This window comes from Alteromonas sp. Cnat2-8, assembly GCF_022348355.1.
In the GTDB taxonomy this organism is placed as follows: Bacteria; Pseudomonadota; Gammaproteobacteria; order Enterobacterales; family Alteromonadaceae; genus Alteromonas; species Alteromonas macleodii.
Genome location: NZ_JAKREX010000001.1, coordinates 157,656 through 181,934 on the forward strand (window position 1 = coordinate 157,656; position 24,279 = coordinate 181,934).

Genomic DNA, 24,279 nt, shown 5'->3' on the forward strand with positions numbered 1-24,279 from the left:
CCAAACCTTAAATCTAAAAAATAACCTGCGACAGCACAATGCCGCCGCAAGCATGATATCACGATTAAAAGGTTAAGCGTGCGTTGACTGCAACAGCGCGAGGTGCGCCAATCCAAAATGCACCTGGTGCAATAGTAGACGCATAGTCTTCATCAAACAGGTTGTTTACTGTTAAACGCACTTCTAGCTCTTCAGCACCTGAACCAATGTTTTCGATAAAGCCGCCAATATAGAAGTCGCTAACGATATAGTCATCAACTTGTGCTGCATTATCAATATCCAGGTAGCGGCTATCAACGTACTTGGTAGACAGGCCTGCAAAGTAGTTATCGCGTGCCCAATCAAGGCTAATTACCGCCATAGTGTCAGGCGTACCGATAACCGTATTACCTTCAATAGCTACCAGTGACACTTCAGGGTTTTCAGGATCAGCGATGGCTGCCAGCGCATCGTCAAGTGTATCGTATTGCGTACCTGAACTACCTACCGTCGCAACATATTCTGACTCGCTTAAGGTAATAGAAGTGAACAACGAGAACTCTTCGGTTAGCATAATGTCTGCTGAAATTTCAAAACCGCTAGACTCAATACCGCCCACGTTTTTGTATCCACCCGCGGCCGCTTCAAGAAAGTCTATGCCCTCTGAGGTTTCGTTACTGGTAAATTGAATACGGTCGTTAAACTCAATATTGTAGTAAGTCACGCTGGCATTGAAGCCAGGTGAAGAGTAGCGGAAACCTACGTCGATGTTGTCAGCGGTTTCTGGCTTTATAAAGCGAAGGTCAGTATCGTTGCGCTCTAGTTGTGCATCTTTGATTGCCGCAAAGTTCTCACCGTAACCTGCGAAAACTTCCACTCCTTCAATGGGTAAAGGTGCAACGATACCGGCTGAGAATAAGGTATCTGAGTCAGTATTCACCGCTAAGTTGTTGGCTGAATCAAAGTTGTCCGTTTTCTCGATATCTACGTTAAACTTCTTGGCACCAGCGCGAATGCGGGCAAAGCCTAGATCAAGCTCATCTTCCACATAGTACATCAAGGTATCAACTGGGAAGGTTCTGTCGTACTGCACCCAGTAAGGCACGTTGTCATAATCGACGCTAATAGACGAGTTGGTAATTTTATGCCAATCGCGAGACTCGCCACGCTCATAGTCTTCCCACCAAATACCAAAACGTACGGTATTATCAAAATCACCAATTTTGGTGTACCACACAGCATCAGCATTAATGCCAAAACGCTCTTTATCATAATGGGTGTGACGATATGAGCCCACGGGAATAGCGCCTTGCGCATGACAGCCTGGGTCATATTCTGCACCTGCACCACCATAAGGGAAGGTCAGTGAGCTTTGACAACCCTCAATAGGGCTTAGCTGGTTGCCTTGTCTATCAACAAAGTAGATTTGTCCCAGCTCCTCTCCACCGAATACCGTATTTCCAACAATAAGCTCTGAGTGCCCTTCTGCTCCGTCATCAGTGATATCAACAATATAGGGGGGAACCCATTCGCCGCGTCCTTCATTGTCGTGATAATACACGTTGGTCATAAAATCGACCTGGCCAATAGTAAAGTCAGCCTGTAAATAAGCGAAAAGGTTTTCGCGTAGGGTAGACCAACCTCGACGATACGCCTGATCTTGATAAGGCACGCCTGTCCACTCGTCAGTTAACTGGTCCCAATCTGGATTTTGTTCATATTGCGCCAGCCCGTATATGCGCTGGTAGTTATCTTCGTGGGTATCGTCGTAAGACAGGTAACCTGTAAGAGACACGTCGTTAACGGTAGAGATAAACTTCATGGCTAAATGATCACGGGTGTTCTCTGCTGCCTGCTGCATAAAGTCAGAACTTTCTTGACTTGAAAGGCTTATCCACGCGTAAGTATCTTTAAAGATTTCGCCTGTTTCGTAGCGTACATAGTATTTTGACGCATCAAATGAACCCGCAGTTACACTGGTTATTAAGCCCTGCTCCGCAGACGGGTTAATGGTGGTGAAATTCAGTGTGCCGCCCAAAGCTTCGTGTGAACGGGAAGCGATATCCGCTGTACCCTGAGAAACTTCAACGCCTTTTACGTTTTCGGTATCGATATAGCGATTCGCTTTCGCGCCACCACCGTAATTCGAGTTACCGTTGGCGATGCCATCTACCGTCATGCCAATTTGCTGCTCGTTTAGGTTTACTTGAAAGCCACGAATAACAATAGACGTTGACCAGTCATCAGCCCCAAAGGTATCACCTTCGTTAATAAGCACACCCGGCAGGTTATCAACCGCGGCTAACACACTGCTAAGATTAGCCTGTTGTTTAAACATATCGTCGCTCGTTGCGTTATTCGCGTAAGAAACGCTTCGCCCAACAACGGTAATTTCTTCTATGCGCTCTTCGTCAGCACGCTCTGCTTCCTCTGCCCACGCCACTGTAGGTGTAGTCATAGACGAAAGTGCTGCAAGTACAGCTAACGAGAGTTTATTGTGTGTTTTCATGTGTTTCCCAAAGTAGTTGTGTAATGTTTACTCACTACTCTAGGGAGGAATTGTTACAGTAGCGTTAAGTTTAATTGAACAATCAATTAATAAAACATTTTCCATGTTTGTTTACTCAATGACATCCAAGTAAACACGCATCAGCTATAAACGGACCCAGAAATTTAGCAAAGAAATCTTTGCCTAACAGACACAAAAAAGCCCTCACTAAGGAGGGCCAAAAGGGAAAGGTTTATCTTACCTTGATATTACTTCACGACTGCGTTGCGGCTTGAAAACGGGTGTTTTTGCTTTCAGTCCCGGCTACTTGCTTTTCTGCGTAAAGCAAGGCGTCGTGTAGCGTGTCAAAGTTGGGGATACCTGGGTGCGCTTCGTTTACGCCCTCAAGCACCTTATTGACTTCTGCATTAGCACCACAAATAACCAGCTGACGACCTGCCGCTAGTGCATCTGAGGTAACTGTATCAACTGCCATCGCAGCAGAAACATCCATAAGTGGAACGCGCGAGAAATCTAAAATGGTGACTTTAGAACCCGGTTTCACACGCTCACGAACGTGGTGGCCCAAATCGGCAGCCGCACCAAAGCTTAGTGGCCCGCCAAAACTAAAGATTGATACTTTGTCTTTAAGAGATTCCAATAGCTCATTTTCTTTAGGGTCGTTTAACGACTCAGGGATTTTCTTAAGCTCTTCAATTTGCAGCTGTGCGATTTGCTTAACGTAAGCTAATGCTGCGAATACCACGCCAACACCAACTGCTGTGATCAGATCTACAAATACCGTTAGCGCAAGCACCATAATCATTAGGCCGAAGTCCCAACGTGGGCCTTTGTGAGCGCGCTTCAAGTAACTCCAGTCGATGATATCTAAGCCAACTTTAACCAAGATACCAGCAAGAACAGCGTGAGGAATTTGCGCTGCTAGCGGGCTAAGACCTAACACAATTGCTAGAAGAACTAGCGCGTGTACCATGCCTGATATGTTGTATTTACCACCGCTACGGATATTTACAACAGTACGCATCGTTGCGCCTGCACCTGCGATACCGCCGATAAGACCAGCAAATGTATTACCAATACCTTGGCCGATTAGCTCTTTGTTACTATCGTGACGGGTACGCGTCATGTTATCAGCAACAAGAGATGTAAGTAGACTATCGATGGCTCCCAGCACAGCTAGAATAAACGCGGCTTCAAGAATAAGCAGTGCTTTGCTTTGGTCAAATACTGGAAGGTGAAGGCTAGGTAAACCCGTCGGGATATCACCAAGAATTGGCACAGACAACGCTAAACTTACAAGCGTGCCAATGATAAGTGCAGCCAGTGCGCCAGGCACATACTTGCCTAATTGCGGTGGCCATTTGTAGGCAATAACCAAGGTACCAAGGCCTAACGCTAAGGTTGCAAAATCAATATCGGCAAGCGCGGTTGGCAAGTATGTCAATGCGCCGATTGTTCCGCCTGGCGGCTCATGACCCAGTAAGCGGCCGATTTGAAGAATGATGATGATTGCACCGATGCCCGACATAAAGCCCGATATTACCGGGTAAGGCACCAGGCGAATGTATTGGCCAACACCAAGGACACCAAAAACAATCTGGAATATACCGGCCAATATCACAGCTGTGAATATAAGGCTGGCGTCGCCTGACAGACTTGCGAACAAGCCTGCAAGAACAACAACCATAGGCCCCGTTGGACCAGAAATCTGTGCTGGTGTACCACCGAAAAGTGCGGCAAAGAAGCCAACCGCAATAGCACCGTACAGACCCGCCATTGGGCCTAAGCCTGACGCTACACCAAGTGCAAGCGCCAGTGGTAAAGCAACGATACCGGCTGTTAAACCGCCGGTAAAATCGCCTCGTAGGTTTGAAAGGTTAATTTTTACCATAGTTATAGACCTTATTCACCGCGAGCAAGTTGTGCTTCGGCAGTAGACTCGTCCATTACATCAAATTCACCAGACTCAGTGTTGTAGTAAAGCACTTCACCTGAACCAATGTTATAAACCCATCCGTGAAGTTTAACCTGACCTGTTGCAATTTTTGCAGCAACAGCAGGGTGAGTGCGAAGGTGCTGAATTTGCTGAACAACGTTCTCTTTCGTTACCGCTTCTAGGTCGTCAATAGAAAGGTCTGAATGGCCACAGCGCTCTTTAACAACTTCAGTTGCAACACGGCAATGACCTAGCCACTCTTTTACATGCGGAAGCGCACTTAAGCCTTCAGGGTTGATGGCGCCTTTCATTGCACCACAGTCAGTATGGCCACAAATAACAATGTGAGAAACGCCCAGTGCAGCAACTGCAAACTCAATAGACGCTGTCATGCCACCAGTTTGGTTGCTGTGAGGAGGTACGATGTTGCCCGCATTACGGCAGATAAATAGCTCACCCGGATCAGTTTGTGTTACTAAGTTCGGGTCGATACGTGAATCAGAGCACGTAATGAAAAGCACTTCAGGGTTCTGCCCAGTAGCTAGTTTTTGAAACGTAGCTTTTTTGTTTGGGTAAACTTCTTTCTGGAATTTGGCAACACCTGAGATAACGTGATCCATATATAACTCCCAATTTTTTAATAATTGTAATGATTATGTAATTACGCCAGTTTCACCTGATAGATTAATAGTTTAATATACTAACTCGCGATAGCTAAATACTATCACTGCTTACGTAACACTACCCATAAGCATAGTAAGAGAGAGCCATTTTCACCATGCAATTCAACGGAAAGACCCCGTCAATTAACCAAATCCGCTATTTTGTTGCAGTGGCTAAATACCTAAGCTTCAGGCAAGCAGCGGGAATACTGGGAATTAGTCAGCCTACTCTGACCAGTCAGATCAGTGCGCTAGAAAACCTCTTAGGGCTAACGCTTTTTGAACGTTCACGCACAGGGACGCTGTTATCTCCCCAAGGTAAAGCCTTGCTTGATGCAGCGGAAGAGGTGCTGCAGGCCTCTCAACGGTTCAGCGAAATTGCACGAGACTTGTCCGAGGGTGAAGTTGTAACCTACCGGTTAGGGATACCGCCAACACTAGGGCCTTATTTACTTCCCTTTGTGCTACCAGATCTACACAAGCGGAAGCCCGGCTTGCGCTTCTATGTTCGAGAAGGCGCCCCTAACGCATTGCAACACGGTCTACTGCGTGGTGAATATGACCTAATTCTTTCCCCACTTTCGGGCGAGAACTCTCAATTGATCACGCAACCACTCTTCAAAGAGCCTTTAAAATTCGTCACGCCTTCTGATCACAAATTGTCAGGAAAAGCCTATGTTAAGCCAGAAGAAATAAGCGGCGAGAAAGTGTTAACACTCGAAGACCGACATCACTTTCATCATCAAGTGCAGCGCATTTGCGATGAGATTGGGGCAGATTTACAGCGAGATTATGAGGGCACCAGCCTAGATACTTTGCGTCAAATGGTGGTAATGGGCATGGGTGTAGCCTTCCTACCCGGGCTTTATATTCATTCTGAGTTGCACAAGCCTGAAGCATTACACGTGTGTGAGATTGCCGATATGCCTATTGAGCGTCAGCACTCATTAGCGTGGAGAAACACTGCGCCTGGACGAAAGACCTTTAGAGAAATATCAATTATCATAAAAGAGATAATTGAAACTCGCCTGTCGGACGCCGTGACTATAGTCAGTGCTGCCCCAAGCCCTCTTCAAAAACGTTAAACTGGTTGTAATTTATTATGATTGATAGACAACATTTACGAATAGTAAGAGCGATAGATGCTGAAGGCACGATGACAGAAGCGGCAAAATCGCTTTTTCTAACCCAGTCAGCGTTAAGTCACGCAATGAAAAAGTTGGAAGCCCATTTTGACGTACCGCTTTGGAAAAAAGACGGCAGAAGACTAACGCTGACTCAGGCGGGTCAGAGTGTATTGGGCTTAGCTCACCGAGTTTTACCCCAGTTTGAGCATACTGAAGCCCAATTACGCAGATTCGCCGATGGTAAACAGGGCATATTACGTATTGGAATGGAGTGCTACCCGTGTTTTGAATGGTTGCTCAAGGTAGTGGCGCCTTTTTTGAAAGCCTTTCCAGATGTTGATGTAGATGTACGCCGCGCGTTCTCTTTTGGCGGTTTACAAGCGCTTCACGGGTACGATATTGATATATTGCTCACGCCAGACCCTCTTTCACTTGAAACCATTACCTACACGCCAGTGTTCGAATATGAACAAGTGTTGGTAATGGATAAGCACCACCCTTTGGCAGAGAAACCATTTGTTACACCGAAAGACTTAAGCAATGAGACCCTTATCACCTACCCCGTAGAACTCAGTCGACTGGACGTATTCACGCATTTTCTTACTCCTGCCAATTGCACAGTGAGGCAACATAAAACGATTGAAACCACAGAGATCATCTTACAAATGGTAGCAGCGGGACGTGGTGTTACTGCGCTACCTAAATGGTTAATTGATGAATCAAAAGAAAGCGATCTCCTGACTTGTCGGTCGCTAGGTGAACAAGGCGTATCAAAAACGCTGTACTTGGGTCATAGAAAAGCGCAGGACGTATTGGGGTTTGTAGATGATTTCATTGCCCTTTCGCAAACGCACAAGCCATAGGTTTTCCAAACTGTATTTCGGAAACTTATGTCAAACTAGGGAATAAAATAATTCGCTTGCCAACAATGTTGGCAAGCGACAACGCTCTAATTAAAGACTGTCGCGCATTAGGCGCGGTTAACGGTATGAATGGCGCTAAATTTTAAACTGCCCCACCAATTCTTTTAAGTCACCAGAGACGGCACTTAACTGCGTAGCTTCCACAGCTAACTCTTCTGCATGCTGACTAGTTTTATCACTTAAACCAGTGATAGCTACGAGCGACTTATTAATATCTTGCGCCACCTCCGTTTGCTGCTCGGTCGCCAGTGCTATGTGAGTACTTTGCTCGTGAACCAAACCTATAGACTGGGTAATGTCTTTAAGCGTTTCGACCACTTTCTCTGTCTTATCGACACCAGATTGAGAACGGGTTTGTCCTTCCTGCATAACACTGTTGGTCTGCTCAGACATCGCCTGCAATCGCTCTACCATTTTTCGTATATCAGTCGTCGATTCTTGTGTACGACTTGCTAATGAGCGAACTTCATCTGCAACAACGGCAAAGCCGCGCCCCTGTTCACCGGCTCTCGCCGCTTCAATGGCTGCGTTTAATGCCAGTAAATTAGTTTGTTCAGCAATGCTGTTAATTACATCGACTACAGCACCGATGCTATCTGACTCTTTGCTCAATCCGCCCACAACTTCAACACCCTGACTGATGGCGTCAGCCAGCGCGCGAATTTCCCTCATGGCATCTTGCACTTGCTCACTGCCGGCTTGTACCAATTCATCTGCTTTAGTCGCGGCGTCACTGGACTGTGCCGCATTTTTTGAAATTTCAACGACGGTAGCAGCCATCTGCGTGACTGCCGTAGACACATTGTCCACCTGACTACGCTCTTGGTTAATTTCCTTGCTAGTCGCGTGACTCACATCTCGAAGGTGATCCGCTGCATCAGAAACAGCCTTAGTGTTAACGGCAGTATCTTTTAGCAATGATCTTAGTTTATCGGTAAAGGTATTAAACTCTATGGCAAGCGCACCGATTTCGTCGTTGCTCTTAACTTCCAGACGCTTGGTTAAGTCGCCGTCGCCATGCGCTATTTCCGCCATTGCGTTGCGCATTTCGACCAAAGGTTGAGTGACTTTAGCACTCGCAAAATAAGTAATAAGCGCTATTAATCCAATAATCACAAAGGCGACGATAATTGCCGTAGTAATTGCATTATTTATAGGGCTATCAATGATGCTTGCAGGGATAAGAATGCCCAGCGACCAATTCATTTGTGGGTTAGTTAACTGAGCGTGCTCAAAAACCGCAACATAGTCTTCCCCCTTCCAGGTTACGTGCACAATACCAGATTCATTAGCCGCTATATTACTTGCCAACTTGCCAAACCCTTCAGTGCTATCAAACACGCTGTCAAAGTTGCGAATAGAGGAGCTTAGTGGCAACGCTTTGCTCTGTTTTGGAAAGTAAACAATGTTTTGGTTTTCATCGAGTAAAAACGCCGTGCCTTGTTCTTCATAACGAATGGCATCTATGACCTTACCCACCGTGCTAATAAGAATATCGACACCGCCAACGCCTAGTAACGCTCCATTTTTGTATATCGGGGTTTGTACTACTGCAGATACGCTTCCATCTTGGGAATCGACAGCAGGAGGCGTTACATATAGCTTTCCTTTTTCAACGGCAGTAGTAAACCACGGACGCTTGGTTGCAAAGTAACCCGCGTTAGGATTGCCAGCATCAGGACCCGAAGTGTCGACGCCGACTCGGCCCTCTTCATAGAAGTATTCACCCGTCTTAGCTGAACCAAAGAACGCCGATTTAATAATGGGATCTTGACTGCTGATGCCCTCAAACGTGGCATAGATATCTTTGGATTGAGTCAGTTGGCTTTCGGGCGCCCCTCGCGTGTTATGGCGTGTAAAAAAATCTTGTAGAAAAGGACTACTTAGGAATGCTCTAGCAACGCCGCCATAGGTTGCGAAGAAGCCTTCAACGTCATTAGCCTCACGTGCAACTAAGGATTTAAGCTCTTTTTCTACGCGACTGCGGGTGTTATCTGCAACGGTATTGACTAAGAAAAACGCCGTAATGAGTAACATCAAAGCTATGCTACCGCCAACGATAAGCATGAACTTTTTTTGGAGTGATATGGATTTCATTTGTACTTCTCATTGTTTACTAAACGCCACAACGTGTGAAAAGTGTATTCCAGCACTAGGGCCTGTTGACCTTTTTAGTACGTTTTTGCAGCGGTCTTTGTGCCATCTAGACAAGGCGGATGTTTGACGGTTTCGTGGTTCTAAGTCGAAAACATTCAACGCAGTATAGATGGCACAAAGGCGCTGCCCGAAGGGGTCGTTATGGAAGCCTTTTACTCTTTGTCACAGCCCTTTAACTTAGCCCACTAGGCTTGCAGGACTGTTTCGCGATTAAAAGGCTTCCATTTAGACCAAAATTCGTACATCAAAGGTCAACAGGCCCTGATAATTCGCACACATTTCAGGTTTAGTTTTATTAGTATAAAAGCGCAAGTGAGCCGAGCTCGCTTGCACTTCTAATACTTTGAGATATACAGAGAAATTTTACAACCTCTGAAAGTCAATTCTACGAAAGTTTAAATACAGAGTGAATTAAGCGCTTTTAAGAATTAGCTGTAAAAGCAAAGATAAGCGGTAGGCGTAGACACTTTTACGTCAAAAGAAGCATCGGCGGGTACATTAAAGCTGGTACCTGTAGCAAAAGATTGCCATTCGTCACTTCCCGGAAGCTTCACAACTAGCTCACCTTCAACCACTTTCATTAGCTCTTTTTGTGATGTAGAAAATGTATATTCACCCGGCGACATCACGCCCGAGGTACAGGGGCCGTTTGCAGATTCAAACCCAATCGAGCTCACTTTATTGTCGAAATAATGGTTTACTTTAAAGCTCATAGTTACTCCTTTGATGTGAGTGCTGACTTTCTTTGCTTTAACTGTTTTTAAAGCAAAGTGCTGCAGCCTTGACACTTCTTTAGCGTTTTTGCCAAATAAGCATATGGTTATTGGCGGGCATGTCGATTATTTCTTGCAAGCTTAACTCGCCTGCCCAAGCAGTAAGCTCATTGATATCGCGGTAGCCACCATAACCACGCGCTAAAAGCGAAGTATGGAAGGCTTGGTTACTTTCAGAAGTAAACTTACCACTATGTGTAAAAGGGCCATACTGACAGAATACGCCCCCTTTGGGTAAGTGCAACGCTACTGATTCCATTAGTAGCTTCGCCTCTTCTTTTTGCATGATATGCGCGGTGTTTGCCGTAAAAATCCCGTCTATGTCGAGGTTGGGAAAGTCATCTTGCCCAACGGTAAATGCTATGGGAGGTTTCACATTCCGCGTATTTGAATCACTCAGCCACGCGGCAATACCTTCGTGATAGTGTGGTTGATCGCTTGTGTGCCAAATAAGATGGGGCAAATGCTCAGCCAAAAATACGGCGTGCTGACCTGTTCCACTCCCTATCTCTAATACCTGTCGGCAATTGGCAAATTTACGTTCAAGCACGCTCAAAATGGCGCGCTTGTTGTTCTCACAAGCCTGACTAAAAGGCTTTTCGATTTGCATACACGTTACCTGCCTAATCAGCATTAATCACTTAAGTTTGGACCCAACCACTTTTCAGCCTCTTCTAAGGTCCAGCCTTTACGTGTGGCGTAATCTTCTACTTGGTCGGCTTGAATTTTGGCGACAGCAAAGTATTTGGCATCAGGGTGAGCAAAATACCAACCCGATACTGACGCCCCCGGCCACATGGCGTAACTTTCTGTAAGCTTCATACCTGTATGCTGCTCTGCTGACAATAAATCCCAAATAAGCTGCTTTTCAGTATGCTCGGGACACGCGGCGTAGCCTGGTGCCGGTCGAATGCCTTGGTATTTTTCACGAATAAGTTCTTCGTTACTTAGTGATTCGTCAGCGGCGTAACCCCAGTAATGCTTACGCACTTGCTCGTGCAGATATTCCGCAAACGCTTCGGCAAGCCTGTCTGCCACCGCTTTAACCATAATGCCGTTGTAGTCATCGCCAGTCTGAATATAGCTGTCAGCAAGCTCGTCTTCACCTATACCACCGGTGACGGCAAAAGCGCCCACATAATCATTTATGCCACTCGACTTCTCAGCTACAAAGTCTGCTAAACAATAATTAGCGAATTTGTCTTTTAGGGTTTGCTGACGCAAGTGATGGGCAACACCTTGAATCTGGTTTCTCGACTCATCAATATAAATTTCAACATCGTCATTAACGCGGTTGGCAGGAAACAAACCGATAACGCCTTTCGCTTGAAGGCTGTTCTCTTCGATAATTTTATCCAGCATGGCGTTGGCGTCGTTAAACAGTGACTTTGCCTGCTCTCCCACCACCTCATCTTCAAGTATACGTGGGTACTTGCCTGCCAAAGACCAGGTTAAGAAAAATGGCGTCCAATCAATGTAGTTACGCAGCGTAGCCAAATCGGCGGTTACCGGTGTTACACCTAGGTTCGCAGGTTTTACTGGTAAAGTCGTAAAATCTGGCTTAAAAGCGTTTTCTCTGGCTTGAGCTAATGTCACCGGCTTGCTGCGCGGCTTTTTACGGGCGTGCTGTTCACGTACCGTATCGTATTCTTTTGCGAGTTCCTGCGCGTAAATATCGCGGGACGTTTTGTTTAGAAGGCGCTGACATACGCCTACTGCTCTACTAGCATTTGGAACATAGGCTACAGGCGCATGGTAGTTTTGTTCAATTTTTACCGCAGTGTGCGCTTTAGACGTAGTCGCCCCGCCAATAAGAAGCGGAATATCAAAGCCCTGACGCTCCATTTCTTTGGCAACGTGAACCATTTCATCTAGTGAAGGTGTAATAAGGCCCGACAGGCCTATCATATCAACGTTTTCATCTTTAGCGGTTTGTAAGATTGTCGCCGCTGGCACCATTACGCCAAGATCAATCACTTCAAAGTTATTACACTGAAGTACCACGCCAACAATATTTTTACCGATATCGTGAACATCGCCCTTTACCGTGGCTAATAGAATTTTGCCGTTACTTTTAGCGTCGTCTGACTTTTCTTCTTCAATGTATGGCTGTAAATGGGCTACCGCTTTTTTCATAACGCGAGCCGACTTTACCACCTGAGGAAGGAACATCTTACCTTCACCGAATAAATCCCCTACCACGTTCATGCCATCCATTAATGGCCCTTCAATAACGTGTAGTGGGCGCTCAGCTTGCTGGCGCGCTTCTTCGGTGTCATCAATGATGTAGTCGGTTATCCCTTTAACTAGGGCGTGCTCTAAGCGCTTATTAACCTCTTGTTCGCGCCAGGATAAATCTTCTTTTGCGGCAGCCTTTCCATCGCCTTGATAGTTCGGTGCAATATCGAGTAAGCGTTCAGTGGCATCACTTCTGCGGTTTAAAATCACGTCTTCAACCGCATCTCGAAGTTCAGCCGGTATTTCGTCATATACCTCTAGCTGACCTGCATTCACAATAGCCATATCCATACCCGCTCGAATAGCGTGATATAGGAATACCGAGTGCATAGCTTCGCGAACCGGATTGTTCCCTCTGAACGAGAATGAAATATTAGAAAGGCCACCAGAAATATGTGAGTACGGACAGGTTTTACGTATCTCGCGGGTCGCTTCAATAAAATCAACCGCGTAGTTATCGTGCTCTTCAATACCCGTCGCTACTGCAAAAATGTTAGGGTCAAAAATAATATCTTCAGGTGGAAAGCCGACTTCTTCTGTCAGCAGCTTGTAGCTACGCTGACAAATCTCAACTTTGCGGGCTTGTGTATCGGCCTGGCCGGTCTCGTCAAAAGCCATCACTACGGTTGCTGCACCATAACGCTTTATTAGCTTGGCTTGGTTTAAGAAGAGCGCTTCCCCTTCTTTTAAGCTGATAGAGTTAACAATCGCTTTGCCCTGTACACACTTAAGCCCTGCTTCGATAACATCCCATTTAGACGAATCGATCATAATAGGTACGCGGCTAATATCAGGCTCAGAGGCGATGAGGTTCAAAAAGGTGATCATGGCCTGCTTTGAATCAAGCATGGCCTCATCCATATTGATATCGATGATCTGCGCGCCGTTCTCTACTTGTTGCCTTGCGACATCAAGTGCAGTTTCATAATCACCTTCAAGAATAAGTCGTTTAAAGCGAGCAGAGCCTGTAACGTTGGTGCGCTCACCGATATTAATAAATGTAGAAAATTCTGCGCTCATAATGCCCTCCTAGTGTACAAACGGCTCTAGGCCTGACAAACGCATTTTGGGTTCAAACTGTGGCACTTTTCTTGGCGCAATTCCATTGACAGCGTTAGCAATATCGCGAATGTGTTCCGGCGTACTGCCGCAGCAGCCGCCTACGATATTCACTAGCCCTGACTGCGCCCATTCTTTGATGTGCTCGGCCATTTCAGGGCCTTCCATGTCGTATTCACCAAACTCGTTGGGTAAACCAGCATTAGGGTGCGCTGAAATTAAGCACTCACTAACAGTAGCAACTTCATCTACGTATTGGCGCAGTAAGTCTGGCCCAAGAGCACAGTTTAAGCCGAATGAGAATGGACTGATGTGTCGCATGGAATAATAAAACGCTTCCGCGGTTTGACCAGACAGCGTGCGCCCTGAGGCATCGGTAATCGTGCCAGACACCATAACGGGCAGCGATATACCCAGCTTTTCAAAGACCGACTCTACCGCATAGGCTGCCGCTTTCGCATTAAGTGTATCGAAGATGGTTTCGAGCATGATTAAATCTGCACCGCCTTCAATGAGCGCTTCGGTAGACTCGCTATACGCTTCCACGAGTTCGTCAAAAGTAACATTGCGTTTGCCTGGGTCGTTAACGTCAGGCGAAATTGAAGCAGTGCGATTTGTTGGGCCAAGTACACCTGCCACGAAACGGGGTTTGTCGGGTGTCTTTGCTGTGAACTCATCCGCAGCTTTACGCGCCAATTTAGCTGCAGCTAAATTAATATCACGGGATTGAGCCTGCATATCGTAATCGGCCATAGCGATAGTCGTAGCATTAAACGTATTCGTTTCAATAATGTCCGCGCCAGCTTCAAAGTAATCACAGTGAATTTGATAGATGATATCGGGCTGAGTAAGAACCAACAAATCGTTGTTACCCTTAACATCGCAGTGCCAGTTGGCAAACTGTGTTCCGCGATAATCTTCTTCTTCTAACTTATGGCGCTGGATCATGGTGCCCATGGCGCCGTCTAATATAAGGATGCGCTTTTTAGCGGCTTCTGTAAGCGTTGTCTGCGCGCTAGAATTTGGTCTTTGGCTCACGTGCTACCTCTTTGGCTGTGACTTTTCAGCAAGCTGACTTAAATCGTAAGGCGTGGTCTGATAGACATAATAATTCAGCCAGTTTGTAAACAATAGGCTGCCGTGTGAGCGCCACTGTACAATAGGAGACTTGGCTGGATCATCCCCTTCAAAATAGTTTTTTGGAATTACTGGCGTTTGTCCCGCGGCAATATCTCGAAAATACTCGTCTTTAAGTGTATCTGGATCGTATTCCGGGTGACCCGTTACAAATACCATGCGCTTATCTTCTGACGCCACAATATAAGCGCCTACATCGTCAGACTCTGCAACAACACTAAGTCCATCGACGCTGTTATACAACGAGGTGTTAATATGCCCATAACGGGAATGTGGTGCGTAAAATGAAGGATCAAAGCCTCTTAATAGCTCATTGTTCGGGTCATTCACTTTATGTTTAAAGACACCTGAAAACTTTTCGTCTCTAAGCTCTCGTGTAATGCCGTAAAAGTGATACATGGCGGCGTGAGCAGCCCAACATAAGTAAAGGGTTGAGTTCACGTGACGCTGCGCCCACTCCAATATGGTGGTCATGGTTTCCCAGTACTTTACTTCCTCATAATCGATAAGCGCGAGAGGCGCACCGGTGACAATAAGGCCATCGTATTTCTTATTCGCTACCGCTGAAAAGTCGTGATAGAAAGCATCCATGTGCGATTGGGGGGTATTCTTCGGCGCTTGATTATCAATTCGAATTAAATCCACGTTTATTTGCAGTGGCGTGTTCGATAATAGACGAAGTAACTGTACCTCTGTTTCTATCTTGTTCGGCATTAAATTAAGAATACCGACTTCAAGAGGACGAATATCCTGATTGGCAGCCCTGTCCATGTCCATGGTAAAAATGTTTTCACCTAGTAGTACATTCTGCGCGGGTAACTGCTCAGGAATACGAATTGGCATAGAGGGCTCCAGTGATAAATTACAATATCTGTATTGTGTCTATAACTGGCGATATGTCAACATCTTTACGTCTAGACGTCTAAACGTTTTTTTCTCTGGTGCTCAAAAATACTAATTATTTTGTTTATGCACCATTACCAACATCTCAGCTTCGGCACGAGGAATGTCGCAGGCTTCAATAATTTCATCAATGCTAGCGCCTTGCTTGACTAAGTCCGCCGCACGCTGATATAGGCGTAGGGAAGGATCTTGAAGCTTGAGTTCTCGAAGCTGGTTTTCAATATCAGTTTGCTTTTCGTCTAACTCTTGAAGGTGTCGAGTGATCACCAAGGTGCGTGCTTGCGCCTCAGTTTGTTGATTATTTGCATTTTTAGCAAGGGCTTCAGTGCGGGCAATAGCCTCTGCGTTAGCATGTTCGCTTTCGCTTAATGCAGAACGCAACTGCTTAATGTGTGAATACAGCACACCCATCGCGGCAATGAGTATAACTACAAGAATACACAGTATGAGTTCTAATAAGGTAGGTGCAGCAAGCTGCCAATCCATGGACATAACCCTTGGGGAAATGTAGGCAGTATTATAAACAATACCGCCTATTCATTTATTTAGATGTTGCTAAGCTCATCCCACTCTTCGTCGCTTAACAATTTATTAAGATCTACAAGAATAAGCAGTTCGCCGTCGCGGTTACTTACACCTTGGATAAACTTAGCACTCTCTTCAGTACCTACGTTAGGGGCACTGTCAATCTCTGAAGATTTCAAGTAAACCACCTCAGCGACACTATCCACCAGAATACCAACCACCTGCTCGTCAGACTCAATAATAACGATACGGGTATTGTCAGTAATTTCTGTTGGCGGTAATCCGAAACGAGCACGTGTATCGATAACCGTTACTACGTTACCACGCAGATTGATAATACCAAGTACATAGTCAGGTGCACCGGGTACAGGGGCTATTTCGGTATAACGCAAGACCTCTTGAACTTGCATCACGTTGATACCGTAAGTTTCTTCACCTAAGCGATACGTTACCCATTGAAGGACTTCGTCGTTGCTGTCGGTGGCGTTATTATTTATTCTTTCGTCGCTCATGAACCTGGCTCCCAATACTATGGCGTCTGGTCGTTACTGCCTAAGCCTTTGTTAAGCATAGATATTAATTCTTCAACGTCAATTAACGCGCACATTTTTTCTTTAACCATCCCTGCTAACCAGGGACGCTTACCTGTGGACTCGCGCCATTTAACATCATCGGTAGTCAAATTGACCGTATTGACTAGCTTTTCACTAGCCAGACCCCACGCACTTTCCCCTAACATTATAAGATATCGGTAGTTAAGCGATTGTGCGAGGTTTTCGTCATATTTTTCTGGCATTACCCATTTTGCAGAGTCAACAACACTTAGTTTAGACTCTCTGTGCAACATTACACCCATAAACCAATCAGGTTTTCCAAATAAAGGGCCAATCTTCTCAATTTGGTGGATCCCACCTAGCGACGTCAAAGGCACCGCAAGTGTTAACCCTGCAACCTCAAAGAATAGCGCCTGAAAGCGAAAACCGAGAGTATCCTTTAGTGGAACTTTTGTTTTTTCAGCGCGGTTTAACGCAGCTTCTTGTTCATTTTCTACTAAAGTTTCTGCGTGAGACTGTTGCTGTTCATCTTCAATTGTCTCTGCTTTTTGCGTTTCAATTAACGATGTAACCTTTTCCGCTATCGCTTCTTGTTCATTCGATTGCGGCTCACTTTCATTGGCGGTAGAAGCAAGTGCCGTTTCAGCCATCTGCTGAGAAGCCTGCTCGAGCAATTTTGCCGTGCGCGCAGTCACATCTTCCGGTGCTTCTGGCTCTTTGAGGAGGCTATCAAGGTATGCCTCCATCACTTCTTCACGGGCAAAAGGCGATTGCTTGCTCATGTTCTCGTTATTTCTCCAATACCGCTAATAGTTTCTCGTACGCAGACACACCACGTGTTTTGGGGTACGCTGCGGAAATGGGAAGCTGTACTAAACTTGCATCCCTGAAGTGCGTGTCGACGGGAATAACCCCTTCCCACACGCGCTCACCATAGTCATTCATTAAGCGCTTTCGCGATGCAAGCGCCGCATTAGTGCGCTTATCAAACATAGTTGGAATAATCACAGTATCAAAGGATTTGTCCAACGAACGTCCCATAATTTCCATGGTACGAATCATTCTGTCTAGCCCTTTAAGCGCCAGATATTCCGTTTGGGTAGGCACGATAACCTTGTCACACGCTGCAAGAGCGTTAACCATCAGCACCCCAAGCACTGGAGGGCAATCGATGATAGCAACATCGAATTCCCCTGCGATTTTTGCCAACGCTTTTTTTAGGACTAAGCCCATACCTTGTTCGCTACCCATCGTTCTATCTAAGGTCGCGAGCGCCATTGTTGCAGGAAGCACATATAAGTTGTCTAACTTTGTCGGGCACAGACAATCCATAACATTATCGGCCGTAATGTCATTAGACTTAATAAAAATATCGTAAACTGAATGACTTGACGCTTCTGCATCGATACCGAAGTAATAACTCAGCGATGCATGTGGATCAGTATCAATCATGAGCACTCGCTTGCCTTGCTGTGCAAGCAAGCCGCCAAGGCTCACCGTAGTGGTAGTCTTTCCTACACCACCTTTCTGATTCGCTACTGTCCACACTTTCATATTTGCTGTTCCATTACTGTTCAAACTGCTATCGCATTTCGGTTTGAACGCAACTGCTCATATCATCAATGTTTATATTTTTACTGGATATATTGGCAACGGCTACAGCTTGAGGCATACCGTACACAACACAGGAATCTTGGTCTTGAGCCCAAATCGTTGCGCCTTTTTCCTTGAGCATTCGACATCCTTCTCTGCCGTCAGCCCCCATACCCGTCAATATAATTCCTAATACATCCCCACCATAAGCTTTAGCCAGAGAACTGAAAGTGAGATCAACACTGGGCTTATAATTCACCTTGTCACTCGCATTTGCGTCAACAATGGCAATGCGTTTATTCGCACCTATGGTTTCTAGCAACATTTGCTTCCCACCGGGAGCAAGATACGCATGACCTGGTTTTAGAATGTCACCGTGCTCGGCTTCTTTTACTCTAATCTTACAGTTTGTGTCTAAACGCTGTGCAAATGCCGTAGTAAATGTTCCAGGCATGTGTTGTACAAGCAAAATGGGGTAAGGAAACTCTGCAGGTAAAGGAGACAGCACTTTTTGAAGCGCCACAGGCCCGCCTGTAGAAGCCCCAATTGCCAAACACTTGTAGTGCTTTCCCGTCGCTCTTACAGACGAAACGGTTGGTTGTTTGGCTGCGTCTTTATGCCCTGATAGCAACCCTGATGTTTTAAAGAACGCCTGCTTTGGCGCATTATCAGGAAGCTTTCTTGCCTCTGTAGAGCGAAACGACGGACGCTTAAGACCAATACCACGACGCGCTATTAAGCGTACTTTTGTACACAACAAGCGCGATGCGTCTTTTCTGTCCTGCGCGATATCTTCAAATTTCTTAGGTAAGAAATCGAGCGCGCCCGCTTCTAACGCATCTAATGTCGCTTGCGCACCATGATGCGTAAGCGAAGAAAACATAAGAATAGGTGTAGGCCGTTTGTCCATTATGGCCTTTACAGCTGAAATGCCGTCCATGACAGGCATTTCAACATCCATCGTTATCACATCCGGCTTAAGCGCTTCTGCTTTTTCAAGTGCATCGCGCCCATTTCTCGCTTCCCCAACAACTTCAAGTTCCCTATCGCCATCGAGTATTTCTTTTACTCGACGACGATAAAAAGTCGAGTCGTCCACGACAAGGACTTTAAAGACCATGGATTATTATTCCTGTTAATTCATCGCCTTACTTGATGGGTTTACGCGCATACCGTTTAAGCAGGCTCGGAATATCTAAAATTAGTGCAATTCCACCGTCTGATGTAATCGTGGCTCCCGCCATACCAGGCGTGCCTTGCAATAATGCATCAAGAGGTTTAATAACCACTTCTTCTTGGCCTATTAGCGCGTCTACTACGAATCCTACTTGTTGTGTACCAATTTGCACTACAACAACGTGTCCCTTTTCTCTATCGATGTTTTTGGGACCTCGAATCAACCATTCACCAAGGAAGAACAACGGAATTGCTTTTGAACGAACTATCATTGTTAGCTGGCCATCGACCGTGTTGGTCTTTTTGATGTCCATATTTATTATTTCGTTCACCGCGCCTAATGGTAACGCAAAGGTTTGTTTTCCTACAACAATCATTAGCGTCGGAAGAATGGCTAGCGTTAGCGGAACTTTGATATCCAGTCGCGTGCCTTTTCCTAGCTGTGAATCAATGTTCACGGTGCCGTTAAGTTGGTTAATTTTGGTCTTAACCACGTCCATGCCCACACCGCGACCAGAAATATCACTAATTTCTGTTTTGGTTGAGAACCCTGGCGCGAATATCAAGTTAAACGCTTCAACATCCGACATACGTGCAGCTGCGTCTGCGTCTAGTACACCGCGACTAATAGCAATTTCTTTAAGCTTTTCAGGATCCATTCCTTTACCATCATCTTCGATGGTTAGAAGAATATGATCGCCTTCTTGAGATGCCGATAGCTGAACCGTACCCATGCGCGGCTTACCCGCTGCAGCACGATCATCAGGCATTTCAATACCATGGTCGACGGAGTTTCTCACCAAATGCACAAGTGGATCGGCCAGTGCTTCAACCAGGTTTTTGTCTAAATCAGTTTCCTCACCCACAAGCTCAAGGGTTATTTCTTTTTTCAAGCTTCTAGCGAGGTCTCGAACAACGCGAGGGAAACGACCAAACACCTTCTTGATAGGTTGCATGCGGGTTTTCATTACCGCACCTTGCAAGTCGCCCGTTACCACATCTAAGTTGGCAATGGCTTTGGACATGCTTTCGTCGTTACTGTTGATACCCAAGCTTATTAGCCTGTTTCTCACTAGTACGAGTTCACCCACCATGTTCATAATTTGGTCAAGACGCTTGGTATCTACACGTACTGTAGTCTCAGCAGGAGGCGCAGCTGGTGCCGCCTTCTTCTCATCTTTTTTAGGCGCTGCTTTTGGTGCAGCAGGCGCGCTTGCTTTAGCTGGCGCTGCGGCGCTAGAAGCAGGCGTCGCTTTTGGCGCAGCTGGCGCTGCTTGTTTCGCTTTTTGAACCGCTTCTGTTGCTGCCTTATCTACAGGAGGCTCTGGCGCCTTTGAAACGGCTCCCTGCTTGGTAGGCCCTTGCCCTGAGCCATGCAGTTGGTCAAGCAGTGCTTCAAATTCGTCATCGGTGATTTCTTCATCACCAGCTGCACTCGGCGTAACTGGTGCTGGAGCTGGTGTATTTGCCTTTGGCGCAGCTTCTTCACCACCAAACTTGCCTTTGCCATGTAAATCATCGAGCAGCGCTTCAAATTCTTCGTCGGTGATATCGTCGTTATCACTAGCGGCAGCAGGTGCATCAGCCTTTGCAGGTTCGCTTTTAGCCGCTGAGGACTGTCCTGGTGCCCCAGAGCCATGAAGCTCATCAAGCAGCGCTTCAAACTCATCTTCAGTGATTTCGTCAATACCGCCGCTATCACCAGAACTTGGTGCCTGTGCAGTAGGCTCTTCAACAACTAATTCTGGCTCTTCAATCGCGGGCTCAGGTTCTGACGCCGGCGCGCTTTGTTCACCAAAAATATTCTCATCTGGAGATTCCGGGCGACTTAGTTTGTGTAACAAGTCTACTAGGTGTGCATCTGCTGGCTCTAATGGATCCCGAGCTTTCACTCGTTCAAACATTTCAACCACCACATCTGTGGCTTGCAGAATAATATCCATCAGTTCAGGGGTTAGTGTTCGTTGACCGTTACGCATTACGTCAAAGACGTTTTCCGCACCGTGACAAATTTCTACTAACTCGGTAAGAGACAGGAACCCTGCTCCCCCTTTAACTGTGTGATAACCACGGAAAATTGCATTCAGCAAATCCGCATCTTCAGGATTGTTCTCAAGATCAACGAGCTGTTCTTGTAATTGTTCAAGTATCTCTCCAGCCTCAACTAGAAAGTCCTGTAATATATCCTCGTCAACATCAAACGACATGCGCCCGCTCCCCTAAAAACCTAAGCTAGACAGAAGATCATCTACATCATCTTGGCCTGACACGACGTCGTCGCGCTTATCGGCATCAATGATAGGGCCTTCTGCCTCTACACCATCAACCTTATCGGCCTTAACGCTGGATGGTTTAGTTTGTTCTGCACCGTCGCGTTCACCAAACATGGTAAGCATGTTAACTAAGCTGTCTTCCACTTCTTTAACCAAGTCGATAACGCGGCGAATAACCTGACCAGTTAAGTCTTGATAACCTTGAGCCATCAATACTTCTGTAAGTAACTGTGTAAGTTTAGCTGACTGTGCCGAACCTTCTTCCAACAATTCGTCTAAGTCTGCGCATAAAGCCTTGAATTCACCCAACTCTATTTGGCGATTCATCAGCTTCTTCCACTCAGGCATTACCTTTTCGATGCGCGCCGACAGCATTTCAGCTATAGGCATGCTCGCTTCAACGGCATCCATAGTAGTATTAGCAGCTTTTTCAGTTTCTTCAATTACGTAGGTTAGGCGGGATTGTGCATCGGGAATATCATCGGTCGCGAGATTTTTAATGCGGTCGTCTATTTGGAAATTATTCAGCGCGTCATGGAGCTGACGCGTCAGTTTCCCTACTTCAGCAAATAACTCAACGTTTTCTTTCATTGAGGCCGCTTCTAATAGGGCATTGGCTGAAGCGTTGTCACCCTCTTCAAGGTAGGTGACAAGCTGTTTTGCTTCTTCCAACGAAATTGGAACGTTTACATTCGTTGACATCCAGTAAACCTCATTTCTCTGGTGAGCGTCTGGATCAACCTAAACGTTCGAATATTTTATCTAATTTTTCTTTAAGTGTTGCTGCAGTGAACGGCTTAACAACGTAGCCGTTAACACCTGCTTGCGCGGCGGCAACAATTTGCTCTTTCTTCGCTTCAGCAGTAACCATAAGTACTGGTAGGTGCTTGAGCTTGTCATCGGCTCTAATCGCGCGAAGCAAGTCAATACCCTGCATTCCAGGCATGTTCCAATCGGTAACTACGAAATCGAAATCACCTTGCTGCAACATAGGCAATGCAGTACTTCCGTCATCCGCTTCCTGGATGTTGGAAAAACCCAAATCTTTAAGTAGGTTTTTGATGATACGTCTCATGGTAGAAAAATCATCGACCACGAGAATTTTCATGCTTTTGTCCAAAATAGCCTCCAGTGAGGGGTTAATTGTTATTAATTTCTATTCTTCGTCAGCTTGCCACGACTTCATTCGTGATTTGAGTTTTAACATGGCCTGACTGTGAATTTGACTGACTCTCGATTCACTTACATCAAGAACCTCACCAATTTCTCTTAGGTTCAGCTCTTCATCATAATACAGCGAAAGTACAATCGCTTCTCTTTCAGGTAATGTCGTAATTGCATGGGCAAGCGCTTTTTGGAAAGCGCCTTGCATCAAATCTTCCAGTGGTGCGTCGCTACCTCGATTTTGCTCTGTCGAAATAACATCTTCTGACACACCTAAATCTTCAATACCTACCAGCTTTCCGGCATTTACTTCATTAAGCATTTGGTGATAGTCCTGCAAGCTTACATTAAGCTTATCAGCAATATCAGAATCTCTAGCATCGCGGCCTGTTTCGCTTTCTACTTGCGAAATTGCTTCAGTGATCGCTCGACCATTTCGGTGGACTGAACGCGGTGTCCAATCCCCTTTGCGAATTTCATCTAGCATAGCACCGCGAATGCGAATACCGGCAAACGTTTCAAAGCTGGCTCCTTTTGAACCATCAAAGTTTCGCGCGGCTTCTAATAATCCAATCATGCCTGATTGAATTAAATCGTCTACAAGAACACTAGCCGGCAATCGCGCTATCAAGTGATGCGCTATACGCTTAACCAATGGCGCATGTCTTTCGACTAACTGCGCTTTATCGGTTTGTTGTTGATAAGCGGCTGCCTTGCTGTTCAACGCTGACTTCCTACGGCTTTTTCTGCAACTAATTGTTCAATGAAAAACTCTAAATGGCCACCTGGCTGCGCTGGAATAGGCCATGTTAAGGCTTTACTCGCCAACTGTGTTATTGCAACGGCTGCCGGTGAACCTGGGTAAGCATCGACAATGGCTGTTTGTTTACGCACTGCTTTACGAATGTTCTCGTCAAACGGTACTGTCGCCACTAATTCTAGTGCAACATCTAAAAAACGCCCTGTCACTTTGCTCAATTTACTAAATAGCTCTTGGCCTTCTCGCACGTCGCGCACCATATTAGCCACAACTTTGAAGCGGAAAACACCGTGCTCTCTATTCAGAATTTTTATCAATGCATACGCATCTGTCAATGAAGTAGGCTCGTCACACACAACGACCATGATGTCTTGTGAGGCTTTTGAAAAGCTCAACACCATGTCTGAAATACCTGCCGCTGTATCAACGATAAGCACGTCAATTTGCGAGCGCAGCTCACTAAAGGCACGAATTAGGCCAGCGTGTTGCGTTGGCGACAATTCTGCCATCGACTGCGTGCCTGATGTGGCAGGGGCAATCTTTATTCCGTGCGGACCGGTCACTAATACTTCATCAAGTGTACATTCGCCGGAAAGCACGTGGGATAAGTTTTTCTCAACACGCAAACCTAACATAACGTCTACGTTAGCAAGACCGAGGTCCGCATCGAGAACCATTACACGTTTACCTTGCTTCGCCATGGCGATAGCGGTGTTCAATGTAATGTTTGTTTTACCTACGCCACCTTTGCCACCGGTGACGGCGATTACTTTGATTAACCGTGATTGCTTCATTTTTCTTAAGCTACTCGCTTGGTCGTCAATCATACTG

At 46.0% G+C, this 24,279-nt stretch carries 21 protein-coding genes; 2 read left to right on the top strand and 19 right to left on the bottom strand.

The window, feature by feature from the left end; all coding sequences use genetic code 11:
• Positions 1 to 64: 64 nt before the first annotated feature.
• The 3 genes from MHN00_RS00705 to MHN00_RS00715 all read right to left on the bottom strand — a co-directional run bounded on the left by MHN00_RS00705 (position 65) and on the right by MHN00_RS00715 (position 5,044).
• Complete coding sequence (locus MHN00_RS00705) at positions 65 to 2,488, bottom strand: TonB-dependent receptor (protein ID WP_014948666.1); 2,424 nt, start codon at positions 2,486 to 2,488, stop codon at positions 65 to 67.
• A gap of 253 nt (positions 2,489 to 2,741) precedes the next feature.
• The gene (locus tag MHN00_RS00710) at positions 2,742 to 4,379 is read right to left on the bottom strand and encodes a SulP family inorganic anion transporter (RefSeq protein WP_014948665.1); all 1,638 of its coding nucleotides are present in this window, start codon (positions 4,377 to 4,379) and stop codon (positions 2,742 to 2,744) included.
• An 11-nt stretch (positions 4,380 to 4,390) separates the two neighbouring features.
• The gene (locus MHN00_RS00715; RefSeq protein WP_014948664.1) at positions 4,391 to 5,044 is read right to left on the bottom strand and encodes a carbonic anhydrase; all 654 of its coding nucleotides are present in this window, start codon (positions 5,042 to 5,044) and stop codon (positions 4,391 to 4,393) included.
• A gap of 158 nt (positions 5,045 to 5,202) precedes the next feature.
• On the opposite strand from MHN00_RS00715, the gene MHN00_RS00720 reads away from it, so the two are divergent.
• Together MHN00_RS00720 and MHN00_RS00725 are read left to right on the top strand one after the other, a co-directional pair.
• On the top strand, positions 5,203 to 6,171 hold the full coding sequence (locus tag MHN00_RS00720; RefSeq protein WP_014948663.1) for a hydrogen peroxide-inducible genes activator: 969 nt from the start codon (positions 5,203 to 5,205) through the stop codon (positions 6,169 to 6,171).
• A gap of 17 nt (positions 6,172 to 6,188) precedes the next feature.
• On the top strand, positions 6,189 to 7,076 hold the full coding sequence (locus tag MHN00_RS00725; RefSeq protein WP_039223024.1) for a LysR family transcriptional regulator: 888 nt from the start codon (positions 6,189 to 6,191) through the stop codon (positions 7,074 to 7,076).
• Positions 7,077 to 7,211: 135 nt separating this feature from the next.
• Here MHN00_RS00725 and MHN00_RS00730 read toward each other — a convergent pair whose 3' ends face one another.
• From MHN00_RS00730 to MHN00_RS00805, 16 genes are all read right to left on the bottom strand, one after another.
• Positions 7,212 to 9,233 (bottom strand): methyl-accepting chemotaxis protein, encoded by a 2,022-nt coding sequence (locus MHN00_RS00730; RefSeq protein ID WP_039224888.1) that lies wholly within the window; start codon positions 9,231 to 9,233, stop codon positions 7,212 to 7,214.
• A gap of 488 nt (positions 9,234 to 9,721) precedes the next feature.
• A complete protein-coding gene (locus MHN00_RS00735; protein ID WP_014948660.1) occupies positions 9,722 to 10,006 on the bottom strand; it encodes a pyrimidine/purine nucleoside phosphorylase in 285 nt (94 codons plus the stop codon).
• A 79-nt stretch (positions 10,007 to 10,085) separates the two neighbouring features.
• The gene (locus MHN00_RS00740; protein ID WP_049588026.1) at positions 10,086 to 10,676 is read right to left on the bottom strand and encodes a DUF938 domain-containing protein; all 591 of its coding nucleotides are present in this window, start codon (positions 10,674 to 10,676) and stop codon (positions 10,086 to 10,088) included.
• Positions 10,677 to 10,699: 23 nt separating this feature from the next.
• On the bottom strand, positions 10,700 to 13,324 hold the full coding sequence (gene metH / locus MHN00_RS00745; RefSeq protein ID WP_239299884.1) for a methionine synthase: 2,625 nt from the start codon (positions 13,322 to 13,324) through the stop codon (positions 10,700 to 10,702).
• 9 nt (positions 13,325 to 13,333) lie between these two features.
• Positions 13,334 to 14,401, bottom strand: a complete 1,068-nt coding sequence (locus MHN00_RS00750; protein ID WP_239244414.1) for a homocysteine S-methyltransferase family protein — start codon at positions 14,399 to 14,401, stop codon at positions 13,334 to 13,336.
• A gap of 3 nt (positions 14,402 to 14,404) precedes the next feature.
• A complete protein-coding gene (gene metA / locus MHN00_RS00755; RefSeq protein ID WP_039224879.1) occupies positions 14,405 to 15,343 on the bottom strand; it encodes a homoserine O-succinyltransferase in 939 nt (312 codons plus the stop codon).
• Between the two features lie 111 nt (positions 15,344 to 15,454).
• The gene (locus tag MHN00_RS00760) at positions 15,455 to 15,889 is read right to left on the bottom strand and encodes a DUF2802 domain-containing protein (protein ID WP_014948655.1); all 435 of its coding nucleotides are present in this window, start codon (positions 15,887 to 15,889) and stop codon (positions 15,455 to 15,457) included.
• Positions 15,890 to 15,948: 59 nt separating this feature from the next.
• Positions 15,949 to 16,440 carry a chemotaxis protein CheW gene (locus MHN00_RS00765; protein ID WP_014948654.1) on the bottom strand — a complete coding sequence of 164 codons (492 nt, stop codon included), beginning with the start codon at positions 16,438 to 16,440 and terminating at the stop codon, positions 15,949 to 15,951.
• A gap of 17 nt (positions 16,441 to 16,457) precedes the next feature.
• Positions 16,458 to 17,264, bottom strand: coding sequence for a chemotaxis protein CheW (locus MHN00_RS00770; RefSeq protein ID WP_014948653.1), 807 nt, complete (start codon positions 17,262 to 17,264; stop codon positions 16,458 to 16,460).
• Between the two features lie 7 nt (positions 17,265 to 17,271).
• The gene (locus tag MHN00_RS00775) at positions 17,272 to 18,036 is read right to left on the bottom strand and encodes a ParA family protein (protein WP_014948652.1); all 765 of its coding nucleotides are present in this window, start codon (positions 18,034 to 18,036) and stop codon (positions 17,272 to 17,274) included.
• Positions 18,037 to 18,064: 28 nt separating this feature from the next.
• Positions 18,065 to 19,195: a chemotaxis response regulator protein-glutamate methylesterase gene (locus MHN00_RS00780; protein ID WP_014975914.1), complete on the bottom strand. Its 1,131-nt coding sequence runs from the start codon at positions 19,193 to 19,195 to the stop codon at positions 18,065 to 18,067.
• A gap of 28 nt (positions 19,196 to 19,223) precedes the next feature.
• On the bottom strand, positions 19,224 to 21,458 hold the full coding sequence (locus MHN00_RS00785; RefSeq protein WP_239299886.1) for a chemotaxis protein CheA: 2,235 nt from the start codon (positions 21,456 to 21,458) through the stop codon (positions 19,224 to 19,226).
• A 12-nt stretch (positions 21,459 to 21,470) separates the two neighbouring features.
• The gene (locus MHN00_RS00790; protein WP_014948650.1) at positions 21,471 to 22,226 is read right to left on the bottom strand and encodes a protein phosphatase CheZ; all 756 of its coding nucleotides are present in this window, start codon (positions 22,224 to 22,226) and stop codon (positions 21,471 to 21,473) included.
• A 34-nt stretch (positions 22,227 to 22,260) separates the two neighbouring features.
• Positions 22,261 to 22,644 carry a chemotaxis response regulator CheY gene (gene cheY / locus MHN00_RS00795; protein WP_012517682.1) on the bottom strand — a complete coding sequence of 128 codons (384 nt, stop codon included), beginning with the start codon at positions 22,642 to 22,644 and terminating at the stop codon, positions 22,261 to 22,263.
• A gap of 36 nt (positions 22,645 to 22,680) precedes the next feature.
• The gene (locus MHN00_RS00800; protein ID WP_014948649.1) at positions 22,681 to 23,412 is read right to left on the bottom strand and encodes an RNA polymerase sigma factor FliA; all 732 of its coding nucleotides are present in this window, start codon (positions 23,410 to 23,412) and stop codon (positions 22,681 to 22,683) included.
• Positions 23,409 to 24,275: a MinD/ParA family protein gene (locus MHN00_RS00805; RefSeq protein WP_014948648.1), complete on the bottom strand. Its 867-nt coding sequence runs from the start codon at positions 24,273 to 24,275 to the stop codon at positions 23,409 to 23,411. The genes MHN00_RS00800 and MHN00_RS00805 overlap by 4 nt, the downstream gene beginning before the upstream one ends.
• Between the last annotated feature and the right edge of the window lie 4 nt (positions 24,276 to 24,279).